At 53.2% G+C, this 12,960-nt stretch carries 10 protein-coding genes; 7 read left to right on the top strand and 3 right to left on the bottom strand.

Annotation, left to right across the window (positions count from 1 at the left end; all coding sequences use genetic code 11):
* The first annotated feature begins 108 nt into the window (after positions 1-108).
* The 7 genes from J2T37_RS05650 to J2T37_RS05620 all read left to right on the top strand — a co-directional run bounded on the left by J2T37_RS05650 (position 109) and on the right by J2T37_RS05620 (position 8,195).
* On the top strand, positions 109-912 hold the full coding sequence (locus tag J2T37_RS05650; RefSeq protein ID WP_253354422.1) for an NUDIX domain-containing protein: 804 nt from the start codon (positions 109-111) through the stop codon (positions 910-912).
* Positions 913-915: 3 nt separating this feature from the next.
* Positions 916-1,341: a hypothetical protein gene (locus tag J2T37_RS05645; protein WP_253354421.1), complete on the top strand. Its 426-nt coding sequence runs from the start codon at positions 916-918 to the stop codon at positions 1,339-1,341.
* Positions 1,342-1,453: 112 nt separating this feature from the next.
* Positions 1,454-2,593, top strand: a complete 1,140-nt coding sequence (locus tag J2T37_RS05640) for a THUMP domain-containing class I SAM-dependent RNA methyltransferase (RefSeq protein ID WP_253354420.1) — start codon at positions 1,454-1,456, stop codon at positions 2,591-2,593.
* 136 nt (positions 2,594-2,729) lie between these two features.
* On the top strand, positions 2,730-3,254 hold the full coding sequence (locus J2T37_RS05635; RefSeq protein WP_253354419.1) for a thioredoxin family protein: 525 nt from the start codon (positions 2,730-2,732) through the stop codon (positions 3,252-3,254).
* A gap of 296 nt (positions 3,255-3,550) precedes the next feature.
* Complete coding sequence (gene fdnG / locus J2T37_RS05630) at positions 3,551-6,604, top strand: formate dehydrogenase-N subunit alpha (protein WP_253354418.1); 3,054 nt, start codon at positions 3,551-3,553, stop codon at positions 6,602-6,604.
* Positions 6,605-6,615: 11 nt separating this feature from the next.
* Complete coding sequence (gene fdxH, locus J2T37_RS05625; protein ID WP_253354417.1) at positions 6,616-7,527, top strand: formate dehydrogenase subunit beta; 912 nt, start codon at positions 6,616-6,618, stop codon at positions 7,525-7,527.
* The gene (locus J2T37_RS05620; RefSeq protein WP_253354415.1) at positions 7,527-8,195 is read left to right on the top strand and encodes a formate dehydrogenase subunit gamma; all 669 of its coding nucleotides are present in this window, start codon (positions 7,527-7,529) and stop codon (positions 8,193-8,195) included. The genes fdxH and J2T37_RS05620 overlap by 1 nt, the downstream gene beginning before the upstream one ends.
* An 803-nt stretch (positions 8,196-8,998) precedes the next feature.
* Here J2T37_RS05620 and J2T37_RS05615 read toward each other — a convergent pair.
* The 3 genes from J2T37_RS05615 to J2T37_RS05605 form a co-directional block, all read right to left on the bottom strand.
* Complete coding sequence (locus tag J2T37_RS05615) at positions 8,999-9,796, bottom strand: formate/nitrite transporter family protein (RefSeq protein WP_437179456.1); 798 nt, start codon at positions 9,794-9,796, stop codon at positions 8,999-9,001.
* 156 nt (positions 9,797-9,952) lie between these two features.
* Positions 9,953-11,341, bottom strand: coding sequence for a Re/Si-specific NAD(P)(+) transhydrogenase subunit beta (gene pntB, locus J2T37_RS05610; protein WP_253354411.1), 1,389 nt, complete (start codon positions 11,339-11,341; stop codon positions 9,953-9,955).
* A 4-nt stretch (positions 11,342-11,345) separates the two neighbouring features.
* Positions 11,346-12,887, bottom strand: a complete 1,542-nt coding sequence (locus J2T37_RS05605) for a Re/Si-specific NAD(P)(+) transhydrogenase subunit alpha (RefSeq protein WP_253354409.1) — start codon at positions 12,885-12,887, stop codon at positions 11,346-11,348.
* Between the last annotated feature and the right edge of the window lie 73 nt (positions 12,888-12,960).

Below are 12,960 nucleotides of genomic sequence, written 5' to 3'. Positions count from 1 at the left end.
GGTAAGGGATTACCTGAAGTCAGACGGCCTGCAATGTGCATAATTAACCGTGTTTGATGTTACTGACCGACGGGTTGGCAACACAGTTGCTACATTAGATTCAAAACCATGACCCAAGACACCCGCCCCTTAGTTCGCGTCGTTGCCGGTATTGTGCTAAACGATCAAGGCGAATATCTGCTCAGCTTCCGCCCCGAGGGTAAGCCGTATGCTGGCTATTGGGAATTTGCCGGCGGCAAAGTCGAGGCTGGCGAGGGCGAGTTGCAGGCTTTGCAGCGCGAATTTGCCGAAGAATTGGGCATTGCCATCCTCCGCGCCACGCCGTGGCTGACTAAGGTTCATTCTTACGAACACGCGCATGTGCATTTGCGCTTTTTTTGGGTAAACGCCGCCGACTGGTCGGGCGAATTGCAAGCCAAAGAAGGGCAGACGTGGTCGTGGCAGAAAGCGGGCGATTTTACCGTGTCGCCGATGTTGCCCGCTAACGGGCCGCTGCTCAAGGCCTTATCCGTGCCACGAGTGTTGCAAGGCCGTCTGAAAACCGGCTTGTACGGCGAAAACGCGATGGGCGAATACCGTGTTGCGCCCTATGATTTAGCCGAACCGCCGCACCGCCATATTTTGATTAGCGAGCAGCGTTTGCGGCAAATAGGAAAAATGCCCGAAGCCGACAGCGTGTGGGTGGTGATTCAGACAGCCGCGCAATGGCCGCGCATTCAAGATGCGGATGTGGCGGTGTGGCAGGTGCAGACGGAGCAGGCGGCGCGGGAGGTGGCGGCGGTATTGGTGCAAGGCGTATCACTGCCGCTGGTGGTGGCCGCCGCGCCGGATTGGGCGGCACGCTGCCGCGACGCTTGGTTGGCTGCCGGTGCGCACGCCGTCTTGCTTGATGATGAAACCGAGGCCGTCTGAAAAATGAGCAAAAACCATAAATTACTGCTCATCGGCGCTTTGCTGCTGGTGTTCGCAGTCATCAAAATCGCCATGCTCGGCTGGTGGGCGCAGCAACAGCCCGCCGCGCAAAGTGCCGAATGCAACGTGCGGCAGGGTTGCGCATTGCCCGACGGCATACAGGTCAAATTCAGCGAACGGATTACAGCCGATGCGCCGTTTGATATTGTGTTGGACAGCGTTCCCGATACGGTGCAAAGCGTAACCGTCAGTTTTAGCATGAAAGACATGGACATGGGTTTCAACCGCTACGCCCTCAAGCGCGAAGCTAACGGCCATTGGGCGGCGCGGCAAATCCGCCTGCCGCTGTGTATCGAGCGGCGCAATGATTATCTGGCCGACATTAATATCGGCGGGAAAGTGTTTCAGACGGCCTTTACCACCGAATAGGCCGTCTGAAAAAAATCGTTCATATCATAAATATTTCCGTTGGGTTTAAACCCAACCTACCATTTTTTTACATTCAGACGGCCTGAATGCCCCTACCCTGAAAGGTATCAAAATGACCTCATACAGCTTATTCATCACCTGTCCGCGCGGCTTAGAGGCGCCGTTGAGCGAGGAACTAGCCGCGCTCGACTGCCAAGACATCCAAGCCACCGACGGCGGCGTGGCGTGCAAAGGAGACATGGCGCAGGTGTACCGCATTAATCTGCACTCGCGCACTGCCAGCCGCGTGCTGCTGCGCCTGACTAAAGGCAGCTACCGCAACGAGGCCGATATTTACAAATTGGCGAAAAACATCAATTGGTTCAACTGGTTTACCCTCGAGCAAACCTTCAAAGTCAAAGTCGAAGGCAAACGCGCCAATGTCAAAAGTCTGGATTTTGTCGGCCTGAAAATCAAAGACGCGCTGTGCGATTCCTTCCGCGAGATTTACGACGCGCGACCGAGCGTGGAAAAATTCCGCCCCGATGTGCGCGTGCACGCCTTTATCGACGAGCGCAACGTGCAGATTTTTATCGACACCTCCGGCGAAGCGTTGTTTAAACGTGGCTACCGCCAAGATACCGGCGAAGCGCCTTTGCGCGAAAATCTGGCGGCGGGGCTGCTGCTCTTGGCCGGTTACGACGGCTCGCAGCCGTTTCAAGACCCGTTTTGCGGCAGCGGCACAATTGCGATTGAGGCCGCGCTGATTGCCATCGGCCGTGCGCCCGGTTTAATGCGCCGTTTCGGGTTTGAAAAACTGCAAAATTTCGACAAAGCCGAGTGGGTCAAAATCCGCCAGCAGGCCAAAGTGCAAATCCGCGCCGCCGCGCCGGCCATTGCCGGTAGCGACAATGACCGCTACATGATACGCGCAGCACAAGCCAATGCCGCCGCCGCCGAAGTGGGCGAATTTATCCGTTTTGAAGTGAAAGATGCACAAGATGCGCGGCCAAACGGCGAACACGGCATCATGATTTCCAACCCGCCCTACGGCGTGCGTTTGGCGGAAGTGCAGGCTTTGCAGGCGCTGTATCCGCAGTTGGGCAGCTGGTTGAAGCAGCATTACACCGGTTGGCTTATCGGCATGTTTACCGGCGACCGCGATATGCCCAAATTCATGCGTCTCTCGCCCAAGCGCAAAATCCCGCTCTACAACGGCAATCTCGACTGCCGCCTGTTTTTGATGGATATGGTCAAAGGCTCTAACCGCTGATGTACACAGCAAAATGCCGTCTGAACGATTTTCAGACGGCATTTGTGTTTTATCAAGAAGCAGGCGGATTGGCTGTTATCGGGCGGCGGTTCGGCTTATACTCGTTTTATTCTGACGAATCTTTGAGGAGTAGAAAATGAAACGTATATGGGCTTTGGCTACCGCCGCGCTGCTGCTGGGCGCGTGCAGCCATACAAGCGAAGTGCAGTCGCTGAAAAACCGTTTGGATGAAGCGCAAACGGCGGTGAAATTATCCGCCGCCAACACCAAGCGTTTGGAAGACACTTATTCGGACATGTATTTTGAGCTGAACAGCCTGACCGTTGATAATTTCAAAGCCAAAGTCGCGGCGGGCGATACTTTTTATGCCTACATCGGCCGCCCGAGCTGCGGAGATTGCAATGCGTTTGAGCCGATGTTTAAGCGCTATATCTCCAAGTATCAGTTGGGCAAAAAAATCTATTTCGTCAACGTCCACCGCCTGCACCAAGACAAAGCGGCATGGACGGCCTTCAAGCAGCAATACGGCTTGGCCGGGACGCCGGTTTTGGCCAAATACGGCAAAGGCCGCCAGTTGAACAAATTGGATTTTGAAGCCAACGGCGGCAAACTCAGCGCCGAAGATTTGGAAAAATGGTTGGCGCTGAATAAATTGGATTAATTTTAAGCGCAGCTTAATGTTGAAAGGCCGTCTGAAAGCATGATTTTCAGACGGCCTCTTGCTTACGCAGGATTCATAATTTCCGAGTAAGTTACTATGTTATTAATAATAGAAATCAATTAATATGGCAAAATAAAATAAAATTAGACTATGAAGCAGGAATGACTTACAATCCATTACAAGCCGACTACCCCGATAATGGCGTAGTTCTAAAGTAGTATTTATTAAGATTTAAACCGATAAGAATAAGCTGCGCGGCCGTCTGAAACGGCGCGTATCTCCACAGGAACACAATCATGAATGTATCAAGACGGCAGTTTTTCAAAGTAACCGCCGCGGGTGCAGGCGCATCCGGCTTGGCAGTGATGGGCATGATGCCGACCAATGCGTTTGCCGAAGTTCGCCAATACAAACTTTCCCGCGCCACGGAAACCCGCAACAACTGCACCTACTGTTCGGTAGGGTGCGGTACTTTGCTGTACAGCATGGGCGACGGCGCGAAAAACGCGAAAAAAGTCATTTTCCACGTTGAGGGCGACCCTGACCATCCGGTCAGCCGTGGTTCGCTGTGTCCGAAAGGTGCGTCGCTGCTGGATTTTGTGCACAGCCCCAACCGCGTATTGTTTCCCGAAGTGCGCGAACCGTTTACCAATGAGTGGAAACGCATTTCCTGGCATGACGCGCTGACCCGCATTGCCAAATACATCAAGGCCGACCGCGATGCTAACCTGATTGTGCAAAACGAAAACGGCGTGCCGGTACACCGCCTGCCGACTTTGGGCATGCTGACCGCTTCCGCTTCTTCCAACGAAACCGGTATCCTCACGCAAAAATGGATGCGTTCGCTCGGTATCGTCGCCACCGACGCGCAGGCGCGCGTGTGCCACGGCCCGACGGTGACCGCGTTGGCCTCGACATTCGGCCGTGGCGCGATGACCAATACCTTTGTCGATATCCAACACGCCGATTTTATTATGGTGATGGGCGGTAACGCCGCCGAAGCGCACCCTGTCGGCTTTAAGTGGGTGATTGAGGCGAAAAAGAAAAAAGGCACCAAATTATTTGTGGTCGATCCGCGTTTCAACCGTACCGCTTCCGTGGCCGATTTCTATGCGCCGATTCGTTCGGGCAGCGACATCGTGTTTTTGGGTGCGTTGATTAACTGGCTGATTGCGAACGATAAAATCCAATGGGAATACGTTAAAAACTACACCAATGCCAGCTTTATCGTGGCCGAAGGTTTTGATTTTAACGATGGTATGTTCTCCGGCTATGACGAAACCAAGAAAAAATACGACAGCGAAACCTGGTATTACGAGCTGGACGGCAGCGGCTACGCCAAAACCGACCCGACCCTGCAACACCCGCGCAGCGTGTGGCAGTTGCTGAAAAAGCATTACAGCCGCTACACCCTCGACATGATGACCACCACCTGCGGTACGTCTAAAGAAGACTTCCTGAAAGTGGCTGAAGCGTGGGGCGAAATGGCCGCGCCGGATAAAGCCGGTACGATTTTGTATGCGCTGGGCTGGACGCAACACACCATCGGCAGCCAGATTATCCGCACCATGGCGATGGTTCAGCTCTTGTTGGGCAACATCGGCATGTCCGGCGGCGGCGTCAACGCGCTGCGAGGCCACTCCAACATCCAAGGTCTGTCTGACTTGGGTCTGCTTTCGACTTCGCTGCCGGGCTATCTGAGCCTGCCCAACGAATTCAACCATCCGACCTTCCAAGACTACATCGCCAAGCAGACACCGAAAGCGTTGCAACCGAACCAGTTGAACTATTGGGGCAATACGCCTGCGTTTTTCGTCAGCTTCCTCAAATGGATGTACGGCGAAAACGCCACCAAAGAAAACAACTGGGGTTACGACTGGCTGCCTAAGTGGGACAAAATGTACGATGTTTTGCAGACCACCGAACTGATGTATCAGGGCAAAATCAACGGTCTGCTGGTACAGGGCTTTAACGCGCAGGGTTCGTTCCCCGATGCCAGCCGCGTGACTGAAGCATTCTCCAAATTGAAATTTATGGTGGTGATGGATCCGCTGAAAACCGAAACCGCGTCGTTCTGGGAAAACCACGGTGAAGCGCACGATGTTGATCCGTCTAAAATCCAGACTGAAGTGTTCCGCTTGCCGACGCCGTGTTTTGCCGAAGAAGCCGGTTCGATTGTGAACTCTTCGCGCTGGTTGCAATGGCACCACCCAGGGCAAAACCCGCCGGGTGAAGCGCTGCCCGACCTCGACATCTTGGGCGAATTGCACATGATGTTGAAAGAAATGTACGAAAAAGAAGGCGGTACTGCGCCCGAGCCGATTACCAAATTAGCGTGGCACTACAAAAATCCGAATGCGCCGACGCCGGAAGAAATGGCCAAAGAGTCCAACGGCTATGCGCTGGCCGATTTGAAAGATTCAGACGGCCACATCATCCGCAAAAAAGGCGAGCTGCTCGACGGCTTTGCCCAACTGCGCGATGACGGCACGACCGAGTGCGCCACTTGGATTTTCTCCGGTTCGTGGACGCAGGCGGGCAACCAAATGGATCGCCGCGACAATACCGATTCCGGTTTGGGCAATACCCCGAAATGGGCGTGGGCTTGGCCGGCCAACCGCCGTATTCTGTACAACCGCGCTTCGTGCAAGCCGGACGGTACGCCGTGGGACAAAGACCGCGTGTTAATCGAATGGGACGGCCAGAAATGGACGGGTGCGGATGTGGCCGACTTTAAAGCCACCGAAGCGCCGAACAGCGGCATGAATCCGTTTATCATGAACGAAGAGGGTGTCGGCCGCCTGTTCTGCCAACGCAAGATGGTGGACGGGCCGTTCCCCGAACACTACGAGCCGCTGGAATCGCCCATCGGTACCAACCCGTTGCACCCGAAAGTGGTATCCGCGCCAGCCATGCGCTTGTTTGACAGCGTGAAAGAGCGCATCAACACGCATGACGAATATCCTTATGTCGGTACGACCTACCGTCTGACGGAACACTTCCAATTCTGGACGAAAGCGGTACGCCTGTTGATGATTGCCCAGCCGGAGCAGTTTATCGAAATCAGCGAAGAGCTGGCGAAAGAGAAGGGCATTGAGAAAGGCGATTGGGTCAAAGTGTTTAACAAGCGCGGCTTTATCAAAGCTAAAGCGGTGGTGACCAAGCGTGTGACCCCGTTGCAAATCAACGGCAAAATCGTACACCAAATCGGCATTCCGCTGCACGGCGGTTGGGAAAACGTATCGGGACGAAAACAGTTTATTGTGAACACGCTGACCCCGTTTGTCGGCGATTGCAACACGCAGACCCCCGAATACAAAACTTTCCTCGTCAACATTGAAAAAGCATAAGGAGCGGAACAATGGCATTACAATCATTAGATATCCAACGCCGCTCCGCCACTTCGGGCATTACCCCGCCGCCGGGCGTGCGCAAACCGATTGAAATGGCGAAGCTGATTGACGTATCGACCTGTATCGGCTGCAAAGCCTGTCAGGTGGCGTGTTCGGAGTGGAACGACATCCGCGATGAAATCGGCACGAACCAAGGCGTGTACGATAACCCGATGGATTTGAGCGCAAAAAGCTGGACAGTGATGCGCTTTGCGGAAACCGAAGAAAACGGCAAGCTCGAGTGGCTGATTCGCAAAGACGGCTGTATGCACTGCGCCGATCCGGGCTGCCTGAAAGCATGCCCGTCGCCCGGCGCAATTATCCAGTATCACAACGGTATCGTGGATTTCCATCAGGAAAACTGTATCGGCTGCGGCTACTGCATTACCGGCTGCCCGTTTAATATCCCGCGTTTGAATAAAGAAGACAACCGTGCCTATAAATGTACGCTGTGTTCCGACCGCGTGGCTGTCGGCCAAGAGCCTGCCTGCGTGAAAACCTGTCCGACCGGCGCGATTCAGTTCGGCAGCAAGGAAGACATGAAAGCCGTGGCCGCCGACCGCGTGAAAGACCTGAACAACCGTGGTTACAAAAACGCCGGTCTGTATAACCCGCAAGGCGTGGGCGGCACGCATGTGATGTATGTATTGCACCATGCCGATAAGCCGAATCTGTATCACGGCCTGCCGGAAAACCCGAGCATCAGCACCACCGTCAAACTGTGGAAAGGCTTCCTGAAACCGTTGGCCACCGTCGGTATCGCCGCCGCCGCCGTGACCGGCTGGCTGCACTACATCACCGTCGGCCCGAGCCGTGCGGAAGAATCGCCGGAAGTTATCGGTAAAGACGGCAAAACCATTAAGAGCGAGGAGGACGCATAATGAGCCACGAAAAAGAAAAAGTCATTCAGCGGTACAAGCGCAGCGAGCGGATTAACCACTGGGTGGTCGCCCTCTGCTTCGGCTTGCTGGCGATTTCCGGCTTGGCATTTTTCTATCCGGCCTTTTTCTGGCTGACCGGCGTATTCGGTACGCCGCAGCTGGCGCGGATTTTGCACCCGTTTATCGGGGTGGTGATGTTTGTCGGCTTTTTTATCCAGTTTTTCCGTTATTGGAAATACAATTTCTTGGATAAAGCGGATATTGAGTGGATGTCTTCTCCTGTGAAGATTTTGAAAGGCCACGGTGTCGGTGATGTCGGCAAATACAACGGTGGTCAGAAAGGCATGTTTTGGCTGATGACCGGCTGTATGCTGGTGTTGGTGATGACCGGCTTTATCGCTTGGCAGCCGTATTTCGCGCCTTGGTTCTCCATCCCGTTGCGCCGTTTGGCCTTGCTGTTCCACGCATGGGCAGCTTTGATTCTGATTGCGGGCATTATCGTCCACGTTTACGCTGCGATTTGGGTAAAAGGCACGATTCGCGCTATGGTCGAAGGCGTGGTCTCTCAGGCTTGGGCGAAAAAACACCACCCACGCTGGTATCGCGAAATGGTAGCAAAAAATGCGGCGTATGAAAAAGAAACCGTTAAAGGCGATGTAAAAAAATAAACATCTGCTTGGCAAAATGCCGTCTGAAATTTTCAGACGGCATTTTTTATGGCTGAATTTGAATCAATCGGTAAGTGAAGAGATTCGGTACTGCCTTTTGGTGTATTTTATATAGTGCAATTATTTAAAAACCAAACCATCGATACGATGTAGGTTGGGTTGTAAACCCAACATTTACCTAAATTTCCGTTGGGATTCCATCCCAACCTACGCAGTTTGGTTTTCATTATATCTGGCCGCTGTTGACGAGGGGCAAACGGAATAAAACGCCAAAATAGCAAAAAAAACCATCTATACTAAGGGGAAAGTATAGATGGCCAAACACATTACGGGGAAGAATATCTGAACGGCTGCCGGATAAGGCAAATCCGATTCAGACAGGCTTATTATAGCGGATTCTGATTACTTTGGTATCAGTTTATTAAGGTTTAAAGCTATATCACTGATTATTTATATATTTAATATTACGATGGTATATAATAATTGTGGTAAAAATGCAAAATATATAAAAATAATACAGGCGATGTTGTTCTTTTCATCTTATAGTCGGAGAAATTAAGTTCTGTGATAGCGTTGGCTCGCCTTGCTCAAAGAGGGGGCTTGACTAAGCTGCTAAAGCAGCAAGTTCGCCGACCCGTACTACTTTACTGTTTGCGGCTCGCCGCCTTGTGCCAAAACTTACTTTCTCCGACTTGCTTATAAGCCGAAAATGGCCAATGGCTGCCGGTTTTCCTCTTTGGATAAAAATGCCGTCTGAAACGTAATCACGTTTCAGACGGCATTTTTCTTGATATTTTAAAGACTTAATGGCTGTCTTTAATGTTTTCAGCCTGTTTGCGGTAGGCCAAGGTGTACATAATACCGACCAGACCGGCACCACCGATGACGTTGCCCAAATAGACCGATACCATGTTTTGCATGAATTGGCCCCATGAAATATCCGCACCCGCCCAGATAGCGGCGGGAATGATAAACATATTGGCAACAACGTGCTGGAAACCGATTAAGACGAAAATCATCACCGGAAACCAAATCGCCAGAATCTTGCCTGAGTAGGAGTGCGCACCGTAGCAGAGCCATGCGCCCATCGCCACCATCCAGTTACAGCCGATACCGGAAACCAGTGCATGCATGAAATCGGCTGATACTTTGCTTTGGGCGACCACAACGGTTTCATGCAGGTATTTGCCCTCGGTCAGACCCAAATAATGGCCGAAAAACCAAGCCACAAAAAATGCGCCCACCACGTTGCAGGCCGTTACGATAACCCAGTTGCGCAGCCAATGTCCGGCGGTAATCCGTTTCATCATCACGCCTACCGGCAACACCATCATATTGCTGGTAATCAGCTCGCCGCCACCGAGCAGAATACAAACCAAGCCGATGGGGAATACCGACGCGCCCAGCAGGGTAGCGAAGCTGCCCCATTCTTCGGGCATACCGCCGACCACGCGGATATAGGCCAAGTAGCCCAAAGAAATAAACGCGCCGCCCAAAAAGCCCAAAACCGCCAGTTGCGAAGCAGCGCTGGTGCCTTTGGCAAAGCCTTTGTCCGCTGTGGCTTTCAGAATCTCATGTGGATATAAATCACTCATTATCATCATTCCGCAGAAAAATAAAACCGATTGTATCGCGTTTGGAGGAAAACGCGGTTGATATGGCTCAATGTAGGATTGCTACAATTTAAGCCGGCATAACCTAAAGGCCGTCTGAAACATTCAGACGGCCTTTAGATTGTCGGCCGATGGGATAGGGCCTTATTTTTTCAACGCCGCCAAAATCTCATCGATTTTTGCTTTTGCATCGCCGAAGCACATCACGGTATTGTCGTTGAAAAACAGCGGATTTTGCACGCCCGCGTAGCCGGTGTTCATCGAGCGTTTGAACACAACGACTTCTTTGGCTTTCCACACTTCCAATACCGGCATACCGGCAATCGGCGAATTCGGGTCTGTTTGCGCAGCCGGGTTGACGGTGTCGTTGGCGCCGATGACCAATACTACATCGGTACCGGCGAAATCATCGTTGATTTCGTCCATTTCCAATACGATGTCGTAAGGCACTTTCGCTTCTGCCAGCAATACGTTCATATGACCCGGCAGGCGACCGGCAACGGGGTGGATGCCGAAACGCACTTCAGTACCGTTTTGACGCAGCAGTTCGGTAATTTCCGCCACCGGATATTGCGCCTGCGCCACCGCCATGCCGTAACCCGGCGTAATGATGACAGATCCGGCATTTTTCAACATTTCGGCCACGCCCTCGGCGGACACTTCGCGGTATTCGCCCAGCTCTTCACTGCCGGATGAAGCCGCTGCGCCGCCGTCGCTGCCGAAACCGCCTGCAATCACGGAGATAAACGAGCGGTTCATCGCCTGACACATGATATACGACAAAATCGCACCGCTGGAGCCGACCAATGCGCCGGTAACAATCAGCAAGTCGTTAGACAGCATAAAGCCCGCCGCTGCCGCCGCCCAACCGGAATAGGAGTTGAGCATGGACACCACCACCGGCATATCCGCGCCACCGATGGAGGCCACCAAGTGCCAACCGAAAGCCAGCGCAATCACGGTCATCAGCAAGAGGGCGAAGGTGCTGCCGTCCACAGCGACAAACCACAACAGCAACAGGAAGGACACCACCAGCGCCGCCAAGTTTAATTTATGCTTGGCAGGCAGTTGCAGCGGGCTGCTGCTTAATTTGCCGTTGAGTTTGCCGAAGGCCACAATCGAGCCGGTAAAAGTGACCGCACCGATAAACACGCCCAAGAACACTTCGACCAAGTGGATGGTGTGCATTTCGGGAGCGACTTCGCCCGGGAAAATGTAGCTGTTGAAACCGACCAAAACCGCCGCCAAACCGACAAAGCTGTGCAGCAGCGCAATCAGCTCGGGCATTTCGGTCATTTCCACTTTTTTCGCTTTATACACGCCGATACAGCCGCCGACGGCCATTGCGATGATAATCCACACGATGCCGTGGGTGTTGTGGCTGAAAATTGTGGCCAAAAGCGCGATGGTCATACCCGCCACGCCCGCATAGCAGCCTTGTTTGGCGGTTTCCTGCTTAGACAAGCCCGCCAGCGCGAAAATAAACAAAATTGCGGCGACAATGTATGCCGCTGTTACCAATCCTAATGACATGACATTATCCCTTTCTAAACATATTCAACATGCGGCGGGTTACATAGAAGCCGCCGAAAATATTGACGCTGGCAATCAAAATCGCGATAAACGCCAACAGCGACACGAAGCCGTGCCCTTGGCCGATTTGCAGCAGCGCGCCGACCACGATAATACCGGAGATGGCGTTGGTCACCGACATCAGCGGCGTATGCAGCGAATGGGAGACGTTCCACACCACGTAATAACCAATCACGCAGGCCAACACGAACACGATAAAGTGGTTCAAGAAAGCAGCCGGTGCCACCGCGCCAATCCATAGAATCAGAATCGCGCCAATCACCGCCGGAGCGAGTTTTTTCCACAGCGGAGTCGGCTCGGGCTCGGGCTTGGCAAGCGGCGCGGCTTTTTCAGACGGCGTTTGTTGCGGTGCGGCGGAAACCTGAATCGCCGGTGGCGGGAAAGTGATTTCGCCGTTGCGGGTAACGGTCATGTTGCGGATAACCACGTCGTCAAAGTTCAGCGTGATTTCGCCGTCTTTGTTCGGACTGAGCAACTTGGTCAGATTTACCAAGTTGGTGGCGTAAAGTTGCGAAGACTGTCCAGCCAAGCGGTTGGCCATATCGGTGTAACCGATGATTTTCACGCCGTTGTCGGTCACAAACAATTCGCCCGGGCGGGTCAATTCGCAGTTACCGCCGGTGGCCGCCGCCAAATCGACAATGACCGAGCCGGATTTCATGGACTGCACCATTTCGGCGGTAATCAGCTTCGGCGCCGGTTTGCCCGGGATGGCGGCAGTGGTGATGATGATGTCCACTTCTTTGGCTTGTTCGGCAAACAGCTTCATTTCGGCAGCGATAAATTCGTCGCTCATCACTTTGGCATAGCCGTCGCCGCTGCCGCCGGATTCCTGCGGGAAATCCAGTTTCAGGAATTTACCGCCCATCGATTCGATTTGTTCGGCCACTTCCAAGCGCGTATCAAATGCCTTGACCACCGCGCCCAAAGAGTTGGCCGTACCAATGGCGGCCAAACCTGCCACGCCTGCGCCAATGACCAAGACTTGCGCAGGCGGCACTTTGCCCGCAGCAGTAATCTGACCGGTAAAGAAACGGCCGAAGGCATTAGCCGCTTCCACCACGGCGCGGTAGCCGCTGATATTGGCCATTGAAGAGAGCGCATCCAAAGCCTGCGCACGTGAAATGCGCGGCACCATGTCCATCGCCAATACGTTGACTTTTTTCTCGGCAAGCTGTTGGACCAATTCAGGATGCTGCGCCGGCCACAGGAAGCTGACCAAGGTCTGACCGGCCTGCAAACGCTGGATTTCATACTCATTAGGCGCATCCACTTTGTAAATCAGCGGGCTGGCCCACACATTTTCCGCATTCGCCAAAGATGCGCCTGCTGCTTCATAGGCCGAATCGGGCAAGCTGGCCGCCAAGCCCGCACCGCTTTCCACCACAACCTCAAAACCCAGCTTTTGCAGCTGGGTCACGGTTGTCGGCGTTGCGGCAACGCGGGTTTCACTGGCCAGAGACTCTTTTGGTATGCCAATTCTCATCTCTAAAATCCTTTCACGTAAAGAGTAACGAATCTTAACACTCACTTTATAGCGAATTTTGCTGACAATTTCA

This window comes from Neisseria perflava (assembly GCF_024170405.1).
Taxonomy (GTDB): Bacteria; Pseudomonadota; Gammaproteobacteria; order Burkholderiales; family Neisseriaceae; genus Neisseria; species Neisseria perflava_B.
This window is presented reverse-complemented; position numbering and strand designations above follow the sequence as displayed.